The organism is Amycolatopsis sp. NPDC114503 (assembly GCF_055633655.1).
In genome coordinates, this window is sequence record NZ_JBVKDT010000009.1 from 297,229 (window position 1) to 321,405 (window position 24,177).

Below are 24,177 nucleotides of genomic sequence, written 5' to 3' on the forward strand. Positions count from 1 at the left end.
ACGCTCACACGAATCCCCGCTCGGTCCACGGCTTGCCCAGGCCGCGCAGCACGTGCGCGGTGTCGAGCGCCGCCACGGCCGCTTCGTAGCCCTTGTCCTCCACCGAGCCGGGCATGCCGGAACGGTCGAGCGCCTGCTGCTCGGTGTCGCAGGTCAGGACGCCGTTGCCGACCGGGGTGCTCTCGTCGAGCGCGACCCGGGTGAGGCCTGCGGTGACCGCGTCGCACACGTACTCGAAGTGCGGGGTGCCGCCGCGGATCACGACGCCCAGCGCGACGACCGCGTCGTGATTGCGCGCCAGCGCCTGCGCCGCGACCGGAAGCTCCACCGCGCCCGCGACGCGGACGACCGTGGGCTCTTCCTCCAGTTCGGCGTCCTTCGCCGCGGCGAGCGCGCGTTCCAGCAGCACGTCGGTGATCTTCGCGTTCCACCGCGTCGCGACGACCGCCAGCCGCAGGGACTTGCAGTCGCGCAGGTCGAGCGCGGCTTCCGGCCGCCCCTCGCCGCTCATCGCGTGGTGTCCTCCTCGGTGCCCGGGTCGGTCGCGCCGACCTGGTCGTAGTGCTCGAGCTGGCTGAGGTCGTGCCCCATCCGGTCGCGCTTCGTGCGCAGGTACCGCAAGTTTTCCGGGTTCGGCGAGATCGGCAGCGCCTCGCGGCCGGTGACGCGCAGGCCGTAGCCCTCGAGACCGACCCGCTTCGCCGGGTTGTTCGTGAGCAGCCGCATCGACCGGACGCCGAGGTCGCACAGGATCTGCGCGCCGGTGCCGTAGTCGCGCGCGTCCGCGGGCACGCCCAGAGCCAGGTTCGCGTCGACGGTGTCCGCGCCCGCGTCCTGCAGCTGGTACGCCTGCAGTTTGTGCAGCAGGCCGATGCCGCGGCCCTCGTGCCCGCGGATGTAGAGCACGACCCCGCGGCCCTCGTCGGCCACCTTCTGCAGCGCGGCGTCCAGCTGCGGGCCGCAGTCGCAGCGCAGCGAGCCGAAAACGTCGCCGGTGAGGCATTCGGAGTGCACCCGGACCAGGATGTCCTCGCCGTCGCCGACCTCGCCGTAGACGAAGGCGACGTGCTCGATCCCGTCGAGCAGGCTGTCGTACCCGACCGCGCGGAACGTGCCCGCGGCCAGCGGGATCCGTGCTTCGGCGACGCGCTCGACCTGCTTCTCGGTGCGCCGCCGGTAGGCGATCAGGTCCGCGATCGAGATGATCTTCAGGTCGTGGTCGGCGGCGAACACTTCCAGCTCGTCGCGCCGGGCCATGTCGCCCTCGTCCTTCTGCGACACGATCTCGCAGAGCGCGCCGGCCGGGTGCAGGCCCGCCAGCCGGGCCAGGTCCACCGCCGCCTCGGTGTGCCCGGGACGGCGCAGCACACCGCCTTCCTTGGCGCGCAGCGGAACCACGTGCCCGGGACGGCGGAAGTCCTTCGCGGTGGCTTCGGGGTCGGCCAGCAGCCGGGTGGTGTGCGCGCGGTCGGTGCCGGAGATGCCGGTGCTGATGCCCTCCGCCGCGTCGACCGTGACGCTGTACGCGGTCCCGCGCTGGTCCTGGTTCGTGTGGTACATCGGCGGCAGGTCGAGCCGGTCCGCCTCGGACTCGGTCAGCGCGACGCACACGTAGCCCGAGGTGTAGCGCACCATGAACGCGAGCAGCTCCGGCGTCGCCTTCTCGGCGGCGAAGATGAGGTCGCCCTCGTTCTCGCGGTCCTCGTCGTCGACGACGACCACCGCACGCCCGGCGGCGATGTCCGCGATCGCGGCCTCGATGGCGTCGACGTCGACCACCGCGCCTGCTCCGCACGGGGTCCAACCGGTCTGCGGCTCGGCCGCCTTCGTCTCGCTCACGGGTGCTCCTTCGCTGCCGCCGCCGGGTGGATGTCACACATTGTGCGCGTTCGCCGCCACGTGTGGCGCAGTGAGCTTCTCCACGTACTTCGCGACGACGTCCACTTCGAGGTTCACGTGGTCGCCTTCTTGCCGCCTGCCGAGCGTCGTCACTTCGAGCGTGGTGGGGATCAAAGCGACCGAAAACCGGTCCTCGGACACGCTCGCGACGGTGAGCGAAACGCCGTCCACGGCGATCGAGCCCTTCTCCACGACGTACCGCGACAAGGCCGGGGGCAGGGAGAACGTCGTCACGCCGCGCTCGTCGCGGGAGACGAAGACGCCGGTGCCGTCCACGTGGCCCTGCATGATGTGCCCGCCGAGCCGTCCGCCCGCCGGGGTCGCGCGCTCGAGGTTCACCGCGTCGCCGACGGCCACCTTCGCGAGGCTCGAACGCTGGAGTGTCTCGTTCACCACATCGACGGTGAACTCGCCGCCGGAGACCGTGACGACGGTCAGGCAGACGCCGCTGACCGCGATCGAATCGCCGTGGCCCGCGTCCGAGGTGACCAGCGGGCCGCGCACGGTGAGCCGAGCCGCGTCGGTGAGCTGCTCGACCGCGGTGACCTCGCCGACCTCTTCGACAATTCCCGTGAACACTGCTGCCTCCTCGCCCGGCCACCGCCCTCGGTGGCCCCTCCATCCAACACCCGTCCGGCCCCGGGAGCTTCCCGGGCCGGGAGGTCAGCTGACGCGGAGGCGGGCGGCCTGCTCGCGCAGCGCGGCGACCGCGCGGCCCGGGTCCTCGGCCCCGTAGACGGCCGAGCCCGCGACGAAGCAGTCGACGCCCGCTTCGGCGGCCTGTTCGATGGTGTCGGAGTTGATCCCGCCGTCGATCTCGACGATCAGCTTGAGGTGCCCGGTGTCGACCAGGCGGCGCGCGGTGCGCACCTTCTCCAGCACGTCGGCGATGAACGACTGCCCGCCGAAGCCCGGTTCGACCGACATGACGAGCAGCGTGTCGTAGTGCTTGAGGGTTTCGAGGTGCGGTTCGAGCGGCGTGCCCGGCTTGATCGACAGACCGGCCTTCGCGCCCGCGGCGCGCAGGTTCTTCGCCAGCATGACCGGGTCCGCGGCGGCTTCCACGTGCACCGTGACGTTGTACGCGCCGGCCTCGGCGTAGCCGATCGCCCAGCGGTCCGGGTCGTCGATCATCAGGTGGCAGTCGATGGGGACGTCGGTCGACTTGAGGATCGACTGGACCACCGGGAGGCCGAGGGTCAGGTTGGGCACGAAGTGCGCGTCCATGACGTCCACGTGCACCCAGTCGGCCCGGGTTTCCCCGGGGTGCGCGACGGCCGCGATCTCCTCGCCGAGCTTGGCGAAGTCGGCGGACAGGATGCTGGGTGCGATGAGAGGTGAAGCCACGACCCGAGTGTAAGAGGACCCGGTTCCGGCCTGTTCACCGGCCGTGACCGCACCGGAGTTCGCTTTACGGACATCCGGCGCTCATCCGGATTCTCCGCATCGAACACATCGTCGAGCACTAATGGGTCACGTCCGGAAGTTCCGGACGGGAAGCACTTCGAGGAGAACCATGAGAACGGTCTTGGCAGGCCGCCGCAAGTGGCTGGCCGCGGGCGCGCTGGGCGTCGCGATGGTCGCCGCGGCCCCGGTCGCGATCGCCGCGCAGGGCAACCAGGACGACCAAGGCGCGCGCGCCGCTTCGGCCGGCGCGGGCGACCGCACGCAGGAGGTCCGCCAGGCGATCCAGGGCGGGCACGCGCGCAACGTCATCCTGTTCATCGGCGACGGCATGGGCCAGTCCGAGATCACCTCGGCGCGCAACTACGAGCGCGGCGCGGCAGGCCGGCTCGCGATGGACGAGTTCCCGCTGACCGGCGACTACACCACGTACGCGGTCGAGAAGGGCAACCCGGCGAAGCCGGACTACGTCACCGACTCCGCGGCGTCCGGCACCGGCTGGGCGACCGGCACGAAGACCTACAACGGCGCGATTTCCGTGGACGCCTACGGCAACCCGGTCCCGACGCTGCTCGAACTCGCCAAGCGCGGCGGCCTGCGCACCGGCGACGTGACCACCGCCGAGGTCCAGGACGCGACCCCGGCCGTGCTCGGCGCGCACGTCGTCGACCGCGACTGCAAGGGTCCGGACGAGACGACCAAGAAGTGCGCGCAGAACGCCAAGGAGAACGGCGGCGCGGGCTCGATCTCCGAGCAGCTCGTGCAGACCCGCCCGGACGTGCTCCTCGGCGGCGGCGCGAAGTACTTCGACCAGAAGGCCACCGCCGGGCAGTTCAAGGGCAAGCCGGTTCTGGAGCAGGCCAAGGCTGCCGGGTACAACGTGGTCAACACCGCTGACGACCTGGCCAAGGCCCGTCCCGGCAAGCCGGTGCTCGGGCTGTTCGCACCGGGCAACATGCCGGTGAACTGGACCGGGCCGAAGGCCGTTCAGGGCGGCACCGCGCCGACCCGCTGCACCCCGAACGCGGCGCTGCCGAAGACGCAGCCGAAGCTCGTGGCGCAGACGCAGAAGGCGTTGCAGCTGCTTGAAGACCGGCGCAGCAACAAGGGTTTCTTCCTGCAGGTCGAGGGTGCTTCGATCGACAAGCAGGACCACGCGGCCGACCCGTGCGGCCAGATCGGCGAGACGATCGACTTCGATGCCGCCGTTGCGGCCGGGCTCGCTTACGCGCGCAGCCACACTGACACGCTCGTCGTCGTGACTGCGGACCACGGCCACACCAGCCAGATCGTGTCGAACGACGCGAAGACGCCTGGCCAGACCGCGACGTTGATCACCAACGAGGGTGCGAACATGACCCTCAACTACGGCACCGCGCTGCCCGGTTCCTCGATGGAGCACACCGGCACGCAGGTCCGGATCGCGGCTTACGGGCCGCAGGCGGCGAACGTCGTCGGGCTGACCAACCAGACCGACCTGTTCGGCACGGTGAAGCGGGCACTTCGCCTGCGCTGAGCCTCAAGTCCGTGAAGGGCTGGCGGATTCAGGTGGTGGTTGCAACACCTGGTGTCTGGTGGTGTGAGAGTAGTGCGTCGAGGGTTTCGGCGGGTGTGTGCCAGTCGAGGGTGTGGCGTGGTCGTCCGTTGAGTTCGGCGGCGACGCGGGCGAGGTCGGCTGTGCTGTGGCGGGAGAGGTCGGTGCCTTTGGGGAAGTACTGGCGCAGCAGGCCGTTGGTGTTCTCGTTGCTGCCGCGCTGCCAGGGGCTGTGGGGGTCGCAGAAGTAGATCTCCATCCCGGTGGCGAGGGCGATCTGCTTGTGGCGGGCCATTTCGGTGCCCTGGTCCCAGGTCAGCGACCGGACCAGCAGCGGCGGCAGGGCCTGGATCGCTTCGGTCATCGCGGTCGCGACCGCGGCGGCGTCGCGGCCGCCGTGCAGGGGCACCAGCACCGCGAACCGGGTCGAGCGTTCCACCAGGGTCGCGATCGCGGACTTGTTGTCCTTGCCCAGGATCAGGTCGCCTTCCCAGTGCCCGGGGACGGCGCGGTCATCAGCCTCGGCGGGCCGCTCGCTGATGCTGACCATGTCCGCGATCCGGGCCCCGGGCCGGGCCCGGCGGGCCTGGGCCCGGGCGCGCGGGACCCGCAGCGCCCGCCCGGTCCGCAGCGCCGCGGCCAGCTCCCGGCGCAGCGCTCCCCGGCCCTGCACGTACAGGGCTTGGTAGATCGTCTCGTGCGACACCCGCATCTCCGGCCGGTCGGGAAACTCCAGCACCAGTCTCGCCGAGATCTGCCGCGGCGACCACTTCCGCCCCAGCCCCGCCGCCACCGCCTCCCGCAGCACCGGATCCGCCGCCAGCTTCGCGATCTTGGGTCGTTTCGCGCGCCGCTCCGCGGCGTGCTGGGCACTGACGGCCCGATAACGTCCCGCGGACCCGGTGTTGCGGGCCAGCTCCCGCGACACCGTCGACCCGGGCCGCCCGATCGCCCGCCCGATCGCGCGAACCCCCTGACCCGCCGCCCGCAGACAGGCGATCTCCTCCCGCTCGGCCAGGCTCAACCGCACCGGCCCCGGCCGAGCGGGCGCATTCCCGATCACCCCGCCAGCCTGCCGGAACAACCGGGCCCCCGTCGGCCCGGCGATCCCCACCGACCACGCCGCCGGCTTCACCGCCGCCCCCGCCCGAATCCGCTCCCAAAACTCCACCTGCACCCACCGCGGCAACCACCGAAACACCCGCGCCACAACCCCACCCCTTCAACAAAGCGGTGTTGCAACAACCCCATGACCCCAAGGCTCCTTGAGGGAACTAGATTCCCTCAAGGAGCCCTTCACGGCTTTCTACGCAGGCGAGGGCAGCAGGTCGAGAGGTTCCGACCAGGGGCGGCGCGGGTCGAGCCGATGCAGCCGTACGCCAGCCTCGGCCAAGGTGTCGAGGTGCCGTTGCCAGGCTGGGTGGTGTGCCCTGGTCGGCTGAATCTGGTAGGCCACGACGATGGTGATCCCTGGTGCGCCAAGGACATCGCCGAGCAGTGTGAGCGCCTGATTGTCCGCGATCCCCAGCGCCAGCTTCGCCACCGAATTCGCGGACGCGGGCGCGAACAGGAACACCTTCGGATCCGGGTGCGGACGCGGTTCGCCGGGAAGGCGGGACGTGCTGCGCACCGGAAGGTCCGTCGTGGCTTCGAGTTCGCCCAGCCCGCCGGTCGCTTTCAGCCAGCCCCAGGCGGTCGGGGTGAGCGTGATGGCCAGCCGCCAGCCTCGGGCGACCGCCGGTTTCGCCAGCTCGTCGGTGAACCGGGTGTCCAGTCCGCCGCACGAGCTGGCGACCAAACCCAGCTCTGTCACGGTTTGCGCAGCACCGCGCAGAACATCGCGTCGGTGCCGTGTCGGTGGGGCCACAGCTGGACGTACGGGCCGTCGCCGAGCTGCGGGACGTCGGGGAAGAACTCCCGGGCGTCCACGATCTCGGACTTGGTGCGGCGGGCGGTTTCGCCTACCACGCCTTCGGTTTCGGCCAGATGCGGCGAGCAGACGACGTACGTGACGATGCCGCCCGGGCGCACCAGGTCCAGCGCCGCCATCAGCAGTTCGCCCTGCAGCTTGGTGAGGTCCGCGACGTCCGACGGCTTGCGGCGCCACCGGGCCTCGGGGCGCCGGCGCAGCGCGCCCAGGCCGCTGCACGGAGCGTCGACGAGGATCCGGTCGTAGCCCGGTTCCAGGCCGGATTCACGACCGTCGGCGACATGCACGGCGACCGGCAGGCCCTGGGTGGCGTTCTCGATCAGCCGAGCCCGATGCGGAGCCTTCTCCACAGCGTCCACGTGCGCGCCGCTGCTCTTGGCCAGCGCGCCGAGCAGCGCCGCTTTTCCGCCGGGTCCCGCGCACAGGTCTAGCCAGCGCTCGTCGGAGCCCTCCAGCGGGACCTTGGTGACGGCGATGGCGCACAGCTGACTGCCTTCGTCCTGCACAGCGGCAAGGCGTTCGCGCACCGGCTCCACGTCGGCCGGGTCTCCGGCGCCTGCGGGCAGGTGGACGCCGTAGGGCGAGTACGGCGCGGGGTCGCCGCCGGTGATCGCGGCCAGTTCGTCGGCGCTGATTTCGCCGGGGCGCGCGACCAGGTGCACCTCGGGGCGGGCGTCGTCCGCTTCGAGGGCGGCCTTCAGCTCAGCGCCCTTGTCCCCCAACGCTTCCGCGAACGACCGGGCGACCCAGCGCGGGTGCGCGGTGCGGAGCGCGTACGCGCCGATCGGGTCGGTGGCCTCGTTCGGCGTCAGTTCGTCGAGCCACTGCGCTTCGTCCTTTGTGGACACCGCGCGCAGGATGGCGTTCGTGAACCCCGTTGCCCACGAACCGGCTTCGGCGCGCACCAGGTCCACAGTGGACCCGACAGCGGCGTGCTCCGGGATCCGGGTGCGCAGCAGCTGGTAGACGCCGAGCCGCAGCGCGTCGAGCACCACCGGGTCGGTCTTCTCGATCGGCCGGTCGGCGCACGCGGCGATCACCGCGTCGAGCAGGCCCTGCGCACGGGCAGACCCGTAAGTCAGTTCGGTGGCCAACGCGGCGTCGCGACCGCTCACGCGGCGTTCCCGCAGCAGCTGCGGGAGGACGAGGTTGGCGTACGCGTCCTTCTCGCGCACGGCGCGCAGCACGTCGAACGCCACCTGGCGGGCCGGATCGATCTCCGGCGGACGCCGCGGTCCCTGTTTGCGCGGAGCCGGACGGCCCCGCTGCGGCCGTGACGGCCGCCGTTCTCCACGCTCGTTCACCGCAGGCGCTCTCCTTCGTCGATCCTCGTGCCGCGCGCCCAGTCGGTGGCAGCCATTCGTTTCTTCCCGGCCGCCTGGACCTCGCCCAGCCGCACCGGTTTCGTCGCCGTGCCCACGAGCACGCGCTTGCGCTCGACCACCAGCTCGCCCGGCCGCGGACCGGGTTCGTCGAGCACGGTGACCGGTCCCAGCTTGAACCGCTCGCCGCGGAACTCCGCCCACGCGCCGGGATCCGGCGTCACCGAGCGGATATGCCGGTCGACCGCCGAAGCCGGGTCCGCGAACGACACCCGCGCGTCCTCGACGGTCACCTTCGGCGCGTAACTCATGCCCTCGCCCGGCTGCTCGACCGCGCGGAGCGTGCCGTCCTCGATGCCGTCCACGGTGGACACCAGCAGATGCGCCCCGGACTCGGCGAGCCTGCCGAGCAGCGCGCCGGACGTGTCAGCCGGGCCGATCGTCTCGGTCACCACGCCGAACACCGGACCCGCGTCGAGTTCCTTCACGATCCGGAAGGTCGACGCGCCGGTCATCTCGTCCCCGGCCCGGATCGCCGCCTGCACCGGAGCCGCGCCGCGCCACGCGGGCAGCAGCGAGAAGTGCAGGTTGACCCAGCCGTGCGCGGGGATGTCGAGCGCGGACTGCGGCAGCAACGCCCCGTACGCGACCACCGGGCAGACGTCCGGCTCCAGCTCGCGCAACCGGGCGAGAAACGCCGGGTCACCGGCGCGGGCGGGCGTGAGCACCTCGATGCCGTGCTCGTCGGCAAGGGCCCCGACCGGGGACCGCAGCACCTTGCGCCCGCGCCCGGCCTGGGCGTCCGGCCGCGTGACGACCGCGACGACCTCGTGCCGCCCGGACTCGATCAGCGCGCGCAACGACGGCACGGCAGGCTCCGGGGTGCCGGCGAAAACGAGACGCATCACCGCACCTCCGGAAGGGAAAAGGGGATTTCAGGCTGGTCGGACATCGGAAGCGAGTCTAGAAGACCCCGTCCCCGGCGGCGCGGCGCGGGCAGCCAGCCGGGGCGGGCGCCAGGATCGGGTATATGACCACGCTGAAGGCGACCCTGCACGACGACCTCACGACCGCGATCAAGGCGAGGGACCAGCTGCGCTCCGCAACGCTGCGCCTGACCCTCTCGGCGATCGGCTACGAAGAAACCGCAGGCGACAGCGCACGCGAACTCTCCGACGACGAGATACTGAAGATCATCACCCGAGAGGTGAAGAAACGCCGCGACGCCGCCGAGGCCTTCGAGAAGGCAGGCCGCGCGGAATCGGCCGAGCGCGAACGAGCCGAGGCGGAGGTCCTCACCGGCTACCTGCCCGCCCAGCTCTCGGACGACGAGCTGCGCGGCTTGGTCACCGAGGCCGTGACGGAAACGAGCGCCTCCGGGATGGCCGGGATGGGTGCCGTGATGAAGGCGGTGCAGCCGAAGATCGCCGGACGCGCGGAAGGCTCCCGGGTCGCCGCCGAGGTGAAACGCCAACTCTCCGCCGGCTGACCTCGCCGATCTTGCTGGCCTCGCTGGCCTTGCACCCTGCTTTTGCTGCGATGCCCCCGCGCTTCGCCCGACGTCCGTGAGGGGAACCCTCACAGACCCTGATTCCCCCAGGGTTCCCCTCACGACCCGCCGAAGTCCGTGAGGGGCCCCTTCACGGACCCGGATTCCCTCAAGGGGACCTTCACGGACCGGGTCGGACTATCCGCGCGCCGCCGCGACGCACTCAACGCCGCATTGGGCTTTTCTCCCGTTGGCACCGGTCAGCGCGATCGACAGCGGTGCAAGTGGATGCCGCGCAACGAGGAGCAAGACCGGCGGCAAGGCGCAAATCACGTCCGGGCACCCAAACCGAGCACACCCGCAAGCCCACTCGCCACAGCACCCAGGCCGGACACACCCGCCAAACCGCACCCGCGCAAACCCACTCACTGAGCCACCCAGCCCCGGCACACCCACCACCCCCGCACCCGCGAACCCCACTCACCAAAACACCCAAGCCACGCGCCCCCACCCCCCAAGGCGACCCCCCGCACCCACCTAACCCAGCGCACCCACACTCCCCCGCACCCCGATACGAAGCCACAAATGCGGGCGACGGGTGCTTGTCAAGGCATCTTTCCCGCCTTGACAAGCACCCGTCGCCCGTCATCACAATCAGCTTCGGGGTGCCCCCACGACCCCGGGCGCAATGTCGCCGCCAGGCGACGAGCCCGCCCTACCTCCCCCCCCAGGCCACCCCCAAGGCAACACCACCTGAGCAGCCCCCTGCCCCCGCCTCACCGGCTCAGCAGCAGCAACCCACCGTCCACCCCCCAAACTCTCCACCCCGGTAGCCGCCCCGATCTCCGCAGGCGACCCCGAAAACACCTGCCCCCGCCCCTGCAAATCCGCAACCTCCGGCTGAGCCAAAAACCCCGCCTCCACATCAGCCTTGGCAGAATTCCGCTGAGAAGCCCGAGGAGCAGCAATCGCATCCTCCAACGACAACCCCCGATCAATCCTCCCCAGCACAACCTGCAACACCGTAGTAATAATCGACGCCCCTCCAGGCGATCCCGTGGCGAAGAACGGCTTCCCGTCCCGCAAAACCACAGTAGGAGCCATAGAAGACCGAGGCCGCTTCCCAGACCCAGGAAGATTAGGATCCGGCACCCCGGGCGTAACCGGAACAAACGAGAAGTCAGTCAACTCGTTGTTCAGCAAGAACCCCCGCCCAGGCACCACAATCCCGCTACCACCCTCCTGCTCGATAGTCAGGGTGTAAGCGACAACATTCCCCCACTTGTCCGCCACAGTAAGGTGAGTAGTGTTCTCCCCTTCATAAGGCGTAGGCGCCCCGACAGAACCAGCACCACAAGGCTGAGGATTCCGCGGATCAGCAGGCGCAACCGGACTGACCCCGGCCCGATCCCGAGAGATCAAGCAAGCCCGGCTGTCCGCGAACCCCTGACTGAGCAATTCCTTCGCCGGCACATCGACCACCGCGGGATCGCCGATCCACCGATTCCGGTCAGCGAACGCATACCGCGAAGCCTCCAGGAAATACTGCAGATAATCAGCCTTGCTGGCCCCTCGGAGATCAAAATTCTCCAGGATGTTCAAAGCCTCGCCCACGGTAAGCCCGCCAGACGAAGGCGCAGGCATCCCATACACGTCCAGCCCGCGGTACTCCGCATGCGTCGGCTCCCGCTCAATGGCCCGATAATCAGCGAGATCAGCAACAGAGAGCTTCCCCGGCCGAACATTCAGCGAAGAAGCCGGATCAACCGGCGGCCGCTGGACAGTCCGGGCGATATCCGCCCCGATCTCGCCCCGGTACAACGCATCCGTCCCCCGCCGAGCCAGTTGCCCATACGTAGCGGCCAAATCAGGATTCCGGAACACCGTCCCCGGCGCGGGCGGCTGCCCGCCCGGCAGATACAACGACCGGGTAGAAGGAAACGCAGCGAACCGACCGGCATTGTGCGCGACCTGATCATGGAACGTCTGGTCGACCACGAACCCCTTGCGTGCCAACCGCTCCGCCGGAGCGATCGACTGCGCGAGCGAGCGCGTCCCCCACTTGCGCAACGCGTCACGCCAAGTAGCCGGAGTGCCCGGCACCCCGACGCTCAGCCCGCTCGTCACGGCATCCGCGAACGGCAGCGGCTTGCCGTTCTCCACGAACAGGTTCTCGTCCGCGGTCTTGGGCGCGGTTTCCCGCCCGTCGAGCGTATGGACCTTGCCGGTCTTCGCGTCGTAGTACACAAAGAACCCGCCCCCGCCGATGCTGGCCGAGAACGGGTCCGTGACGCCGAGTGCGGCCGCGACCGCGACCGCCGCGTCGACGGCGTTGCCGCCGCCGCGCAGCACCTGCGTGCCGATGGCCGTGGCGTCGGCGTCGATGCTCGACACCGCGCCGAGATAGCCGGTCGCGACAGGCGATTTAGGAGTGGGAACGGCGGCCGAGGCGGTGGCCGCCCCGGCCGTGGACACCAGGGCGGCCACGGAGAGCACCGCGAGGATTCGCTTTCCGGTCGTGGGCATGCGGGCGAGTCTGCCCCGCGGCAGAACCGGTGTCCACACTCATTTCGAGGCCGCCATCGCCACCGCGGTCAGAGTCGCCAGGCCGCCGACCCCGAACACTCCGACCACCAGCCCGGACACCGCGGCGACCGACCCGGCCAGCTTCACCGCCAGCCCGGCGATCCAGCGCAGCACCCGGATCACCGCGACCAGCACCACCAGCGCGAGCACGAGCACCCCGGCCGGCACGCCTTGCCCGCTTTGCGCGGCGGCCAGCGCGGTGGTCATATCCCCACCCGTATCCGCGGTTCGCGAAGGTCCTCGCGCCCGAATTCGCGCATGTTCTCGTACGCCCGCCGGCGCAGTTCCTCGCGAGCCTGAACGCGCTTGCGCTCCGAACCCAGCTGCCACACCCAGCGCCAGCCCGCGGCCGTCGCGATCAGGGAGCCGATGAGGATCACCAGGAACGCTTGCGCGACAAGCCCGTGGAACGATTCGAAGCTCAGCAACACCAGCAGCGCCCACACCTGAGCGACGGTGAACGGGACGACCAGAGCTGCCGCGTACACCCCCCGACGCCAGCGAACCGGCTGAGGAGCGGGAAGAAACGGTTCCATGACTGCCTCCCTCGGTGGTGTGTTTCCAGAAAACCCCGGCGAAGCCGGGAAATCTGTGTCAGCTGACACGTTCAGCGGGCGAGTCTCCGCAATTCCGGGAGCCGGTGAATGGTCACCTTGCCGCGCCCGGTGCTGATCACCCCCTGGCGGCGGAGTTCCCGCGTCACCCGTGCCCACGATTCGCGCGAAATCGCGGCTGTCATCGCGAGTTCCGCTTGCGTGCCGGGCACCGTGACTTCGATGTCCGCGCCGCGCCGCACGCCGTGCTGCACCGCCAGCTGCATCAGCTGCGCGGCCACGCGGCGGGCGCTCGTCCCGCCGCCGATGTCGAGCCACTGCCTTCCGACGTCGCGCATCCGGTCGGCCAGGACTTGCAGCAGCGCCCAGGAAATCGCCGCCTCGCGCCGGCACAGCGCGACGAACCGCGCGGCGGGCACGACCAGGACGTCGAGTTCGTCGAGTGCCTGCACTGTCGCCGACCTCCGTCCGCCGTCGATCACGGCCAGTTCGCCGATCACGTCGCCCGCGCCGCGGACGCCGATCACGACCTCGCGCCCGTCCGGCGTCGCGTTGGTGATCCGGACGTGCCCGGCCAGCAGGAGAAGCACCACCGAGGCCCGCTCGCCTTCGCGGCAGAGGACGTCTCCGCGCCGATAGGCCTTGCGGACGGACAGCTCTTCGAACTTCGCGCGGTCCGCGGCGCCCAGCGCCGGCCAGAACCCGGTCGTCTCCACAACGGTCCACCCTCCTCGTCGCCGGCGGGACCGCTCAGGCGATCAGTCCCGCTCCCGGCCGGACGGCGTCGGTGGTGCGGACCCAGCCCCGCGTCCGCTGTCCGCCGACCCGCACGGTGAAGGCGTGGGCGAAGGAGCTGCGGTCGATCCCGGCGTAGCCGTGCCGGACGACCGAGCGGTGGATGGCGTTCGAGACGACGAGAGCGAGCGGGCCGGAGGAGCTGCGCAGCCTGCGTCTCAGGTCAGGCGCGTCGAGAAGCCGGCAGGCGATGTCGATGTCCTCGCCGTACGGGCCGTGGGCGTCGTAGTGCACCTCGCCGGCGTGCACCGAAACGCGCAGCCGGAAGGCCAGTTCGGGGTCCTGGTCGCCGTGCCGGGCGAGCAGTTCGGCCAGCGCGGGCACCACGCGGGCGAGCAGAACCGTCTTCGGCGCCTCGTCGACCGGCCGGACGAGGCACAGCGCGCCGTCGCCCCGGTCGACGAACGGGTCCCGGAACTGCTCGGTGATGCCCCCGGCCAGGAACGCCTCGTCGAGCAGGTCGAACAGGACCGAACGGAGCCCGGCCCGAGCCGGGTTCGTGCGGGTGGTCGACCCTTCGATGTCGACCACCACGATGGCTCGGTGTACTGGTGCCTGTACTGCTGAGGTGTCCATGACCGCCCCCCTATTTCAGGAAGCTACTGAAATCTAGTAGACTTTCACAAGAGCTACTATAAGGGCGGGCCCGGACTGAAACAATGGTGTCGCGCACACGACATCTTCCGTTCAAGCACGGGTCCGGTCCGCGATTGACCACCCCTGAACACTCGCCGACACCCCACCCCCGGCCCGTCCGGCAACTCCGGCCTCCCGGGTGTAGAATCCCCGCCATTCACGCCTGGCTGAACTTCACTGAAGGGTCTGAAGTCGTGTCTCAGCCCAACCCCGCGCTCGCCGCTCGCCTGCGTACTCTGCGCAAGGAGAGCTGGTCCGACGTGGTGCTCACCCAGAAACAGCTCGCCGAGGCCTTCGGCGTCAGCACCGGGCTGCTGTCGGCGTGGGAGAACGTGACGAAGCCGGTGACGCCCCCGCCGCCGCGGCTCGAGGCATACGCGACCTTCTTCGCCACCCGCCGTTCGGTGCAGGGCCCCCGCCTTCACCTCCTGAAAGTCGAAGACCTGACCGACGACGAGCACACCGTCCGCAAGGAGCTGCTCGCGGAGCTGCAGACGCTGCGCGGCGACCTCGAAGACCCGCCGGCCCAGCCGGTCTTCGCCCCCGAGAGCCTGTGGCACTTCCCGCCGAAGCAGGACATCGTGATCGTCTGCGCGCAGCTGCCGGAGAAGTACCGCATCGCCTACACCGACCCCTCCAGCCCGGACTACGTGAACCTCTACACCTACGCCGACCCGGACGCGCTGATCGAGCTCTACGGCCACATCCGCGCGTGCAACCCGGCGAGCGACGTCACCTTCCGCACCACCGACCAGAACACGACGCTGTCGGCGGACGAGTACACCGCGCACCTGGTGCTGCTCGGCGGCGTCGACTGGAACCCGCAGACCCGCGCGCTGCTCGACCGGGTCGACGTGCCGGTCCGCCAGATCAGCCGCAAGGGCGACGAAGAGCAGCTGGACAGCGGGTTCGAGGTGACCTGCGCGGACGGGACGACCCGGATGTTCAGCGCCAAACTGCGCGACGGCGTTCTGATCGAGGACGTCGCGCACTTCTACCACGGCGTCAGCCCGCTCAACCGCAAGCGCACTGTGACCGTGTGCAACGGGATGTACGGCCGCGGCACCCTCGGGGCCGTACGAGCGCTGACCGACCGCCGCTTCCGCGATCGCAACCAGGCCTACCTTGACCAGCGCTTCGCGGGCGCGGATTCCTTCAGCATCATCAGCCGGGTCCCGGTCTTCGACAACCAGGGGCTCACCCCAGACTGGACCCTGCGAGAGAACCGGCTGCACGAGTGGCCAGAATCGAGCCTCCCATGACCGCGACCGTCGCAGCGCCCGCGCAGCACACGACGCACCAGCGGCTGCTGCATCACGTCGCCGCGAAGGACGCTCCGCAAGCCCAGCTTGACGCGATCGTCGTGCCCAACGGCCGCCCCGCCGCCTACCTCAAGGACGCTTTCCGCGCGGCCCGCGAGGTCGACGCCACGCTGTTGCTGCTGTGCAGCAAGAGCGCCCGGGCGACCGACGCGGTGCTGGCCGCGAAGCGCGACGGGGTGCGCGTCCTCGCGATCGACACGGACGAAGCCGCCGGCCTCGGCGCCGTTCCGCCCTTCGCGACGAGCAAGCTGCTGCAGGCGAAACGCCAGTTGCGCCGCACTGACACGAGCTTCAAGCGCAACCTCGGCGTGCTCGTCGCCGACCTCGCCGGATGGCGGCGCATCCTCTTCCTCGACGACGACATTCACCTTTCGCGGCCGGACGATCTGCGCGCCGCCGCGGGCCTGCTCGACGAATACGCGGCGGTCGGCCTCGCCAACACCGGCATGCGGGACAACTCCGTGGTGTGCCACGCCTACCACCAGTCCGGAGGCGAGCAGGACACGTTCGTCGGCGGCGGCGCGCTGGCGGTCGGGCGCGACGCGTTCTCGTCGTTTTTCCCGGACATCTACAACGAGGACTGGTTCTTTCTCCTCAGCGGCACCGGGTTGCGCGCCACCGCGGTCACTGGCTCCGCGTACCAGGACGACTACGACCCCTTTCGCGACACCATGCGTGCCAGGTCGGAGGAACTGGGCGACACGCTCGCCGAGGGCGTCTACTGCCTCCTGGACAACGGCATGAGCATCGCCGACGCGACCACTGAGCACTGGGCGAGGTTCCTGGAAAGCCGTCGGGCGTTCATCAACACCACGATTCGGCAGGTCCAGGAAGCGCCGCAGCTGACCGGTGCGTACGAGGCCCGGATGATCGCCGCGCTGAAGGCTGCCTACGGCCGCAGCCGGCTGATCGAGCCCGACCTGTGCGCCCGGTATCTGCGTGCTTGGCAGCGGGACCGGGACACCTGGCAGACGCATCTGCTGTCGCTGCGTGCGCGGCACGGGGCGCCGGGCGATCCGGACGCCGCCTTCGACACGCTGGGGATCTCGGAGATCGTGCACAAGTCCTGAAGGTTCAGCGCTCGCCGCAAGTGCGGCTCGCCAGAGGTGCGGGGCTGTCGTCCGGCAGCCCTTTCACCAGGACATGGCACCGTTCGGCCTCGGAAATCGTGCGCCCGTCGGGCGAAACTCGCTCCGCGTAGCAAACGACGGTGCCGTGGCCCCAGTCCCGGTAACCGAGGCGGCTGTACAGCCGGGCGGCGCGGGTGTTGTCGGTGCGGACCGCGAGCGCGCCGAGGGCATGGCCGTGGCCGACCAGGTAGTCCTCGGCCGCATGCACGAGAGCCGCGCCGATGCCGCGGTTGCGCGCGTCCGGGGCGACTTCCAGGTGAGTCAGCAGCGGAACGCCCGGCAGATGGCCGCGGATCGGCGGTTCCTCGGCGTCTTCCAGCCACAGGTAGACGTCGCCGACCGGCCGCGCGGAGCACCACGCGGCGAACAGCACGCCCAGCCCCTTCGCCTGCCGGGTGAACCGGTCCTCGAAGAACCCCTCGTCGCCGAAGACCTCCGCCAGCGTCGCGAGGTCCGCCTGCTCGGCCGGCCGGATCGAGACGTCGCCCATCAACGCCGACTCCTGTCCGCAGGACCGGGCACGCGGCACGCGAGCGGGAGGCCGGCCCGGAACCGGCCCGGGCCGCGGTCCTGATCATGGCCGCCCGGCCTCAAGAGTAAGTGTGCTCTCGGTAGGCGCGAAGACTGCAGATGCCGCAGCCCGGTCCTGCGAACGGAGCAACCGGCTACCCTGCGCGACCACGCCCCTCCCCCGGTTTCCACCTCCCCAATACACCCCGGGACGAACCGGTTCAAACGGAACTCGTGCAGCAGCACGGAAAACGGCTTCCGGGGCCGGGTTCGAGGAGGGAATTAGCGGCTGACTAGATCGGAGTCCGCGGATCCAGTTGCCTGCGCAGGGGGTGGGGGCGGATTGCGGGCCTGTCACTCCGCGCGTTGGCAGGGCTGCTGGCGACCTTGAGCGACTGCTTGGGGTCGGCGGCGTCTCGCGTCCGCGTGCGACTGCGGCTCATGCGGGTGAACGAATGCCGTGGTGCTCGCGGAGGTTCCTGTCGTCAGGCAATGAGCGGAGGGATCCAATGGGACTCGCATCGGGTCGAGTGCCTTTCGCAGCTTTCGCGCGCTACCGGGCTACGCGCCGGAACCGACCGCACCGCAACCGCTTAAATCAGGTCCAACGGGTCCACCCGCACCGGCCCGAGCGCCTGCCGCACCTCCTCGCCACGCGCCCAACCACCTGAACCAAGTCCAACGGAACCAGCCGCACCCACACCGGCCCGACTGCATCCCCGCACCGCGCCCCAACACACCGCGCCAATCACCTAAATCAGATCCGGCGGATCCAACCGCTCCCACACCGGCCCTACCGTCTCCCCGCGCCCCAACAGACCGCGCGCAACCGCCTAAATCAAGTCCAGCGGATCCAACCGCACCGCACCGGCCCGACCGCGTCCCCGCACCACGCGCCCCAACCGACGGCACCCAACCGCCTAAATCAAGTCCAGCGGATCCAACTGCACCCGCACCGGCTCGACCGCCTTCCGGGCGTCCCGGCGGGCCACCGCGTCTCGCACCACCGTCGCCAGGGCGCGGCCGTCCGGGCGGGCCACCCGCACCAGCGCTCGCTCGCGTTCGGCGTTGCCTTCGTCGTCGAAATCGCCCAGCGGGACCGGGCCGAGGACCTCGCCGGTGTCCGGCAGCGGGAGGTCGTCCAGCACGCTCGCCACCGCGGCCGGGCTCCCCTCGACGCTCGCCATCCGCATCGCGGGCGGGAAGCCCAGTTCCCGGCGTTGCTCCAGTTCCTGGCTCGCGTGCCATCCCGGATCCCAGCGCACCAACGCTTGCACCACCGGCAGCCCGGCCTCCGCGCCGACGACCACCCGGCCGCCGCTCGACGCCGGGCGGACCAGCGCGCCTGCGGCCATCCAGCGGCGGAGGGTTTCTTCCGCCGCACGCAGATCCTGACGGCCGAGCAGCGCCCAGCCGTCCAGCAGCAGCGCCGCTCCGTAACCGCCTTCGGCGACTGGCTCCGCACCTGGCGTGCAGACCACCAGAGCCGGGCGGCCGGGGACGGTCGCCAGGACTTCGGCGGCCCCGGAGGTCCGGACCGGCACCCCGGGGAAAGCCCGGCCCAGTTCTTCGGCCGTGCGTTTCGCGCCGACGACGACCGCCCGCAAGCGAACGGAACCGCAAGCGGGGCAACGGAAAGCGGTCTCCGGGACGCCGCACCACCGGCAGGCGGGCGGGCGCGGGGCACCGTCCACCGAACCGCCGGGCAACGCGAGCGGACCGGCGCAGCGGCGGCAGTGGGCAGGCGTTCGGCATTGGCCGCAGGACAATCCGGGGACATAGCCGCGGCGCGGGACTTGGACCAGAGCGGGCAATCCGGCGGCGAAGGCTTGGCGTGCCGCCTCGAAAGCGACTGCGGGCAGGCGGGCTACGCGGGCGGCTTCGTCGCGCGCTACGTCGAAGTCCTCGCCGACGGGAGTCACGCGCGGTGCGGCGGCGCGGAGTTCGGTGCGATCGGCCTGGATTTGCTGCGCCCAGCCGGATTCCACCAAGAGCTGAGCCTCGGCGGTCCGGGCGAATCCGCCGACCAGGAATGCTGATTTCGTTGCGTGGGCCCGATCCATCAGCACATCCCGTACGTGGGGGTACGGGGCATGCGGGTCCAGGTGCAGGTCGTCTCCGTCGTCCCAGACGACGAACAGGCCCGGATCGGCGACGGGGGCGAACATCGCCGCGCGAGTGCCGACTACTACGCGAACTGCGCCGCGCAGCACGGAAAGCCAGCGACGGTACCGCTCTGCCGGCCCCAGACCGGCGATCAGCGCGGCGACGCCCTGTTCTCCGACCAGTTCGATGCATGCCTCGTGCACTCGGGCGAGGTCGCGGTGGTCGGGGACTACCAGGACGGCGCCGCGGCCCTGGGAAGCCGCGGTGGCGGCTGCTTCGGCTAGGCGGCGGGGCCAGTCTTCGCCGGGGAGGGCTTGCCAGACTGCGTTCGCTGGGCGGGCTTCGGTGACGGCTTCCAGGAAGGCTTCGCCGCGTTGGTAGCGGGACCACGCGGAGATGTCCGGCGCGGTCGGCGCCGGGGCCGGTTCCGCGGGCGGTTCGGCTTCCACCTTGGCGTGTCGCGGGGGCAGGGCCAGGCGCAGGACGTCGGAGAGGGTTCCGGCGTAGCGGTCGGCTGCCGAGCGGCAGACGGCGTGCAAAGAAGGCGGGAGGACGGGTTCGCTGGAGGTGACTCGTTCCAGGTAGGCGAGTTTTCGTTCGTATTCCGTCGTGTCGGTGCGTTCGATGAGGTAGCCGTCGACCAGTTGGCCGGCGAAGCGCACTCGGACCCGGCAGCCGGGGACCGCCGATTCGTGGAGTTTTTCCGGGACCTGGTAGTCGAAGGTGCGGTCCAGGTGGGCCAGGGGGATGTCGACGGCGATCTTGGCGACGGGGAGTTCCGGGGCAGGGGTTTGCTGGCCTTTGCGGGAGCGGGTCTTGGCCGGTGTCTTCTTCTTCGCCGGGGTGGCCTTCGGCTCCGGGGCGGAGCGCGGAGGCTCCGGGAGGTCCCACAGCGGGGCGGGTTCGGAGCTGGTCACCAGAAGATCTCTACCAGACAGGGCCGACAGTCCTGTCGCCGAGGGAAGGTGCGGCGGGGTGCCGCCGAAGCCTGATTGTGCTGACGGTTCGAGGGTCTGTCCCGAAAGCCGTGAAGGGCTCCTTGAGGGAATCAGATTCCCTCAAGGAGCCCTTCACGGACCAGAAGCGGGTCAGGCGCCGGCCAGGGAGCGCAAGGCGTCGGCGCGGGCGGTGCTTTCCCAGGGGAGGTTCAGGTCCGGGCGGCCGAAGTGGCCGTACGCGGCGGTGGGGGCGTAGATCGGGCGCAGCAGGTCCAGGTCGCGGATGATCGCGGCGGGGCGCAGGTCGAAGACCTCGCTGATGGCCGACTGGATCTTGCTCGGGTCGACCGTCTCGGTGCCGAAGGTCTCGACGAACAGGCCGACCGGAGCGGCCTTGCCGATCGCGTACGCCACCTGCACCTCGACCCGTCCGGCCAGGCCCGCGGCGACCACGTTCTTGGCCACCCAGCGCATCGCGTACGCGGCCGAACGGTCCACCTTGGACGGGTCCTTGCCGGAGAACGCGCCGCCGCCGTGGCGGGCCATGCCGCCGTAGGTGTCGACGATGATCTTGCGGCCGGTGAGCCCGGCGTCGCCCATCGGGCCGCCGATCACGAAGCGGCCGGTGGGGTTCACCAGGAGGCGGGTGCTGTCGGTGTCGAGGCCCAGTTCGGCCAGCTCCGGCTCCACCACGTGCTTGCGCACGTCGACCCCGAGCATCTGCTCCAGGTCGATCCCGTCCGCGTGCTGGGTGGACACCACGACGGTGTCGAGCCGGACCGGCTGCTCGCCCGCGTACTCGATGGTCACCTGGGTCTTGCCGTCCGGGCGCAGGTACGGCAGCACGCCGTCCTTGCGGACCGCGGTCAGCCGCCGCGACAGGCGGTGCGCGAGCGCGATCGGCAGCGGCATCAGCTCGGGCGTGTCCGAGCAGGCGTAGCCGAACATCAGGCCCTGGTCGCCCGCGCCCTGGCGGTTGATCTCGTCCTCGTCCGATTCCACGCGCGACTCGTACGCCGTGTCGACGCCCTGCGCGATGTCGGGAGACTGCGACCCGATCGCCACGTTCACGCCGCAGGAGTTGCCGTCGAAGCCCTTGGCCGACGAGTCGTAGCCGATGCGCAGGATGACGTCCCGCACGATGGTGGGGATGTCCGCGTACGCCTCGGTCGTCACCTCGCCCGCGACGTGCACCTGGCCCGTCGTGATCAGGGTCTCGACGGCGACCCGGCTGCGCGGGTCCTTGGTCAGCAGGCCGTCCAGGATCGAGTCGCTGATGGCGTCACAGATCTTGTCGGGGTGGCCCTCAGTCACGGATTCCGACGTGAACAGCCTTTTCGTGGACGCAGACACGACCTCGTCACTTCCCTCGGTCAAGCGATGGCGCCCCACCGGTATTTCAGGCGCTCCTGGCACAGCCCACCCTACCCAGCGGGCCTGTAGCTAGAGTCGACGTTCGATCAACGCCGTTACGGCATCCCACAATGTGGCCGCCAGCCGAGCCTTGGCGCCCTGCGGGATGACCTGCTCCGTGCCGTCCGCGGCGAGCAGCCAGCCCGAATTGTCCTCGGTGCCGAACGCTTTGCCGTCGCCGACCGCGTTGACCACGAGCAGATCCGCGCCCTTGCGGCGAAGTTTCGCGCGGGCGTGGTCGAGCACGCTGCCGTTCTCGTCGCCGGTTTCCGCGGCGAAACCCACGACGATCTGCCCGTCCCGCTTGCCGCGCACCAGCTCGGCGAGGATGTCGGCGTTGCGGTCGAGCGCGATGACCGGGTCCGGGCTGTCGTCGGACTTCTTGATCTTGTGATCGGCCAGCGTCGCGGGGCGGAAATCCGCGACCGCGGCGGCCATCACGACGACATCCGCGTCCGCCGCGGCGGAATGCACCGCTTTGCGCATTTCTTCCGCCGTGGACACGCGCTGCAGCGTCGCGCCCGCCGGGGAGGGCAGCTCGTCGGTGTGCCCGGCGACCAGCGTGACCTCGGCGCCGCGCTGCGCGGCGACCCGGGCGAGGGCGAAGCCCTGTTTGCCGGACGAGCGGTTGCCGAGGAAGCGGACCGGGTCGAGCGGTTCCCGGGTGCCGCCCGCGGAGATCACCACGCGGAGGCCTTCGAGGTCTCGCGGCAGCGCGCGCGGTTCGGCGAGCAGCAGCCGGGCCAGATCGACGATCTCGGCCGGGTCGGCGAGCCGTCCCTTGCCGGTGTCGACACCGGTCAACCGGCCTGCCGCGGGTTCGGTGACGACCAGGCCGCGCGAGCGCAGCAGCGCCACGTTGTCGCGGGTGGCCGGGTGCTCCCACATCTCGGTGTGCATCGCCGGGAAGAAGGCGACCGGGCACCGGGCGGTGAGCAGGGTGTTCGTCAGGAGGTCGTCGGCGAGCCCGTGCGCGGCCTTGGCCAGCAGGTTCGCGGTCGCCGGGACGACCAGCACGAGGTCGGCCTCTTTGCCGACCCGCACGTGCTGCACCTCGGGCACCTCGGTGAAGACCCCGGTGTGCACCGGGTTGCCGGACAGTGCCTCGAAGGTCGCCGCGCCGACGAAGTTCAGCGCGGCCTCGGTGGGCACGACGCGGACGTCGTGCCCGGATTCGGTGAGGCCCCGCAGGACCTCGCACGCCTTGTAGGCGGCGATGCCGCCGCCCACGCCCAGGACGACCCTGGGCTTGGCGTCACTCACCCTCGGTGTGCTCGAGCAGCCCGCCGTGGATCTCGCGCAGCGCGATCGACAGCGGCTTCTCGCGGGGGCCCGGCTCGACCAGCGGGCCGACGTACTCCAGCAGGCCCTCGCCCAGCTGCGCGTAATAGTCGTTGATCTGCCGGGCCCGCTTGGCCGAGTAGATCACCAGCGCGTACTTCGAGGAGACCTTCTCGAGCAGGTCGTCGATCGGCGGGTTGGTGATGCCTTCGAGCTCTTCCAGCGTCGCCTGTTGCACAGTCACTCGTGGTGCTCCGTATCGTCACATCGATCGGCGGCAGAATCGCCACCGCCGGTAATCAAGTCTAGCAACCGCCGCGCGGCGACCTCGACGTCGGCGTTCACGACCCGTTCGTCGAACTCCCCGGCCGCGGCCAGTTCGCGTTCCGCCTCGGCCAGCCGGGCGGCCACCGCGGCCTCGGTCTCGGTGCCCCGGCCGGTGAGCCTGCCGACCAGTTCTTCCCAGGACGGCGGCATCAGCATGACCAGCCGCGCCTCCGGCATCGCGGCCCGGACCTGCCGGGCGCCCTGCAGTTCGATCTCCAGGACCGCCGGACGGCCGTCCGCCAGCGCGTTCTCCACCGGCTCGCGGGGCGTGCCGTACCGGTTGCCCGCGAACTCGGCCCATTCCAGCAGCCGGTTCCCGGCCACCATCCGGTCGAATTCGGCGGAATCCACGAAGTGGTAATGGTTTCCGTCGACCTCGCCCGGCCGCGGCGCCCGCGTCGTCACCGAAACGCTGAAGTACAGGTTCGGCTCGAGCAGGCGCAGCTGTCCCACCACACTCGACTTCCCGACGCCGGAAGGGCCGGAGACGACGGTGAGCCGGGGGCGGGAGATGTCTCCTGCCACCGGCTCACTGCCGCGGTCGGCGCCCCGGGTCACCGGGTAGTCCTGACCGACGCCGCTCACTCGCCGCTGAACTCGGCCAGCAGCGCCTTGCGCTGCCGGTCGCCGAGCCCGCGGAGCCTGCGGCTGGGGGCGATCTCCAGTCGTTCCATCGTCTGCTGGGCGCGCACCTTGCCGACGCCGGGGAGCGCCTCGAGCAAGGCCGAAACCTTCATCTTGCCGAGGACTTCGTTCTCCTCGGCCTGCTTCAGCACGTCGACCAGAGTGGTACCGCCCCGCTTCAGCCGCTCCTTCAGCTCAGCACGGATGCGGCGGGCGGCGGCGGCCTTCTCCAGCGCCGCAGCACGCTGTTCCTCTGTCAGCTGGGGAAGTGCCACGTTTTCCTCCGGTAGTTCTCACATCTGGGTGGGTGACGCGACGGTACCCACCCCTGAGCAGGGGCCACAATGCGGGGGTGGCTGGTGGAGCGCGATTCCGGG

General features: G+C 70.4%; 24 protein-coding genes. 4 read left to right on the forward strand and 20 right to left on the reverse strand.

Annotated elements, in window-relative coordinates; genetic code table 11:
* Window positions 1-4 precede the first annotated feature (4 nt).
* The 4 genes from ribH to rpe all read right to left on the reverse strand — a co-directional run bounded on the left by ribH (window position 5) and on the right by rpe (window position 3,246).
* Window positions 5-511: a 6,7-dimethyl-8-ribityllumazine synthase gene (gene ribH / locus ACZ7OI_RS34700; RefSeq protein ID WP_067579223.1), complete on the reverse strand. Its 507-nt coding sequence runs from the start codon at window positions 509-511 to the stop codon at window positions 5-7.
* A complete protein-coding gene (locus tag ACZ7OI_RS34705; protein WP_470268375.1) occupies window positions 508-1,779 on the reverse strand; it encodes a bifunctional 3,4-dihydroxy-2-butanone-4-phosphate synthase/GTP cyclohydrolase II in 1,272 nt (423 codons plus the stop codon). The genes ribH and ACZ7OI_RS34705 overlap by 4 nt, the downstream gene beginning before the upstream one ends.
* A 93-nt stretch (window positions 1,780-1,872) precedes the next feature.
* The gene (locus tag ACZ7OI_RS34710) at window positions 1,873-2,478 is read right to left on the reverse strand and encodes a riboflavin synthase (protein ID WP_470268307.1); all 606 of its coding nucleotides are present in this window, start codon (window positions 2,476-2,478) and stop codon (window positions 1,873-1,875) included.
* Window positions 2,479-2,562: 84 nt separating this feature from the next.
* Window positions 2,563-3,246 (reverse strand): ribulose-phosphate 3-epimerase, encoded by a 684-nt coding sequence (gene rpe / locus ACZ7OI_RS34715; RefSeq protein WP_470268308.1) that lies wholly within the window; start codon window positions 3,244-3,246, stop codon window positions 2,563-2,565.
* 169 nt (window positions 3,247-3,415) lie between these two features.
* On the opposite strand from rpe, the gene phoA reads away from it, so the two are divergent.
* The gene (phoA, locus tag ACZ7OI_RS34720; RefSeq protein WP_470268309.1) at window positions 3,416-4,819 is read left to right on the forward strand and encodes an alkaline phosphatase; all 1,404 of its coding nucleotides are present in this window, start codon (window positions 3,416-3,418) and stop codon (window positions 4,817-4,819) included.
* Window positions 4,820-4,847: 28 nt separating this feature from the next.
* Here phoA and ACZ7OI_RS34725 read toward each other — a convergent pair whose 3' ends face one another.
* The 4 genes from ACZ7OI_RS34725 to fmt all read right to left on the reverse strand — a co-directional run bounded on the left by ACZ7OI_RS34725 (window position 4,848) and on the right by fmt (window position 8,994).
* Entirely contained in the window at window positions 4,848-6,047 is a 1,200-nt protein-coding gene (locus ACZ7OI_RS34725; protein ID WP_470268310.1) for an IS30 family transposase, read from the reverse strand.
* Window positions 6,048-6,143: 96 nt separating this feature from the next.
* Entirely contained in the window at window positions 6,144-6,650 is a 507-nt protein-coding gene (locus ACZ7OI_RS34730; RefSeq protein WP_116205172.1) for a flavoprotein, read from the reverse strand.
* Window positions 6,647-8,071: an RsmB/NOP family class I SAM-dependent RNA methyltransferase gene (locus ACZ7OI_RS34735; protein WP_470268311.1), complete on the reverse strand. Its 1,425-nt coding sequence runs from the start codon at window positions 8,069-8,071 to the stop codon at window positions 6,647-6,649. The genes ACZ7OI_RS34730 and ACZ7OI_RS34735 overlap by 4 nt, the downstream gene beginning before the upstream one ends.
* Window positions 8,068-8,994 carry a methionyl-tRNA formyltransferase gene (gene fmt, locus ACZ7OI_RS34740; protein ID WP_344267292.1) on the reverse strand — a complete coding sequence of 309 codons (927 nt, stop codon included), beginning with the start codon at window positions 8,992-8,994 and terminating at the stop codon, window positions 8,068-8,070. The genes ACZ7OI_RS34735 and fmt overlap by 4 nt, the downstream gene beginning before the upstream one ends.
* A gap of 125 nt (window positions 8,995-9,119) precedes the next feature.
* Between fmt and ACZ7OI_RS34745 the strand changes: the two genes are divergently transcribed.
* Window positions 9,120-9,578, forward strand: a complete 459-nt coding sequence (locus tag ACZ7OI_RS34745) for a GatB/YqeY domain-containing protein (RefSeq protein ID WP_470268312.1) — start codon at window positions 9,120-9,122, stop codon at window positions 9,576-9,578.
* 654 nt (window positions 9,579-10,232) lie between these two features.
* On the opposite strand, the gene ggt is transcribed toward ACZ7OI_RS34745, so the two are convergent.
* From ggt to ACZ7OI_RS34770, 5 genes are all read right to left on the reverse strand, one after another.
* Window positions 10,233-12,104, reverse strand: coding sequence for a gamma-glutamyltransferase (gene ggt / locus ACZ7OI_RS34750; RefSeq protein WP_470268313.1), 1,872 nt, complete (start codon window positions 12,102-12,104; stop codon window positions 10,233-10,235).
* Window positions 12,105-12,143: 39 nt separating this feature from the next.
* Window positions 12,144-12,371: a hypothetical protein gene (locus ACZ7OI_RS34755; RefSeq protein ID WP_470268314.1), complete on the reverse strand. Its 228-nt coding sequence runs from the start codon at window positions 12,369-12,371 to the stop codon at window positions 12,144-12,146.
* Window positions 12,368-12,700: a hypothetical protein gene (locus tag ACZ7OI_RS34760; RefSeq protein WP_470268316.1), complete on the reverse strand. Its 333-nt coding sequence runs from the start codon at window positions 12,698-12,700 to the stop codon at window positions 12,368-12,370. The genes ACZ7OI_RS34755 and ACZ7OI_RS34760 overlap by 4 nt, the downstream gene beginning before the upstream one ends.
* A 71-nt stretch (window positions 12,701-12,771) precedes the next feature.
* Window positions 12,772-13,434: a Crp/Fnr family transcriptional regulator gene (locus ACZ7OI_RS34765; RefSeq protein WP_470268317.1), complete on the reverse strand. Its 663-nt coding sequence runs from the start codon at window positions 13,432-13,434 to the stop codon at window positions 12,772-12,774.
* Window positions 13,435-13,468: 34 nt separating this feature from the next.
* Window positions 13,469-14,089, reverse strand: a complete 621-nt coding sequence (locus tag ACZ7OI_RS34770; protein WP_470268318.1) for a hypothetical protein — start codon at window positions 14,087-14,089, stop codon at window positions 13,469-13,471.
* Window positions 14,090-14,343: 254 nt separating this feature from the next.
* On the opposite strand from ACZ7OI_RS34770, the gene ACZ7OI_RS34775 reads away from it, so the two are divergent.
* Window positions 14,344-15,411: a helix-turn-helix domain-containing protein gene (locus ACZ7OI_RS34775; RefSeq protein WP_470268319.1), complete on the forward strand. Its 1,068-nt coding sequence runs from the start codon at window positions 14,344-14,346 to the stop codon at window positions 15,409-15,411.
* Window positions 15,408-16,541: a hypothetical protein gene (locus tag ACZ7OI_RS34780; RefSeq protein ID WP_470268320.1), complete on the forward strand. Its 1,134-nt coding sequence runs from the start codon at window positions 15,408-15,410 to the stop codon at window positions 16,539-16,541. The genes ACZ7OI_RS34775 and ACZ7OI_RS34780 overlap by 4 nt, the downstream gene beginning before the upstream one ends.
* A 4-nt stretch (window positions 16,542-16,545) precedes the next feature.
* On the opposite strand, the gene ACZ7OI_RS34785 is transcribed toward ACZ7OI_RS34780, so the two are convergent.
* The 7 genes from ACZ7OI_RS34785 to mihF form a co-directional block, all read right to left on the reverse strand.
* On the reverse strand, window positions 16,546-17,091 hold the full coding sequence (locus ACZ7OI_RS34785; protein ID WP_470268321.1) for a GNAT family N-acetyltransferase: 546 nt from the start codon (window positions 17,089-17,091) through the stop codon (window positions 16,546-16,548).
* A gap of 940 nt (window positions 17,092-18,031) precedes the next feature.
* On the reverse strand, window positions 18,032-20,134 hold the full coding sequence (locus ACZ7OI_RS34790) for a primosomal protein N' (RefSeq protein WP_470268322.1): 2,103 nt from the start codon (window positions 20,132-20,134) through the stop codon (window positions 18,032-18,034).
* A gap of 171 nt (window positions 20,135-20,305) precedes the next feature.
* Window positions 20,306-21,508, reverse strand: a complete 1,203-nt coding sequence (gene metK, locus ACZ7OI_RS34795; RefSeq protein ID WP_451998196.1) for a methionine adenosyltransferase — start codon at window positions 21,506-21,508, stop codon at window positions 20,306-20,308.
* A 90-nt stretch (window positions 21,509-21,598) separates the two neighbouring features.
* On the reverse strand, window positions 21,599-22,831 hold the full coding sequence (coaBC, locus tag ACZ7OI_RS34800) for a bifunctional phosphopantothenoylcysteine decarboxylase/phosphopantothenate--cysteine ligase CoaBC (protein ID WP_470268323.1): 1,233 nt from the start codon (window positions 22,829-22,831) through the stop codon (window positions 21,599-21,601).
* Window positions 22,824-23,093, reverse strand: a complete 270-nt coding sequence (rpoZ, locus tag ACZ7OI_RS34805; protein WP_020658117.1) for a DNA-directed RNA polymerase subunit omega — start codon at window positions 23,091-23,093, stop codon at window positions 22,824-22,826. The genes coaBC and rpoZ overlap by 8 nt, the downstream gene beginning before the upstream one ends.
* The gene (gene gmk, locus ACZ7OI_RS34810; protein WP_470268324.1) at window positions 23,090-23,761 is read right to left on the reverse strand and encodes a guanylate kinase; all 672 of its coding nucleotides are present in this window, start codon (window positions 23,759-23,761) and stop codon (window positions 23,090-23,092) included. The genes rpoZ and gmk overlap by 4 nt, the downstream gene beginning before the upstream one ends.
* On the reverse strand, window positions 23,758-24,075 hold the full coding sequence (gene mihF / locus ACZ7OI_RS34815; RefSeq protein WP_003096398.1) for an integration host factor, actinobacterial type: 318 nt from the start codon (window positions 24,073-24,075) through the stop codon (window positions 23,758-23,760). The genes gmk and mihF overlap by 4 nt, the downstream gene beginning before the upstream one ends.
* Window positions 24,076-24,177 lie beyond the last annotated feature (102 nt).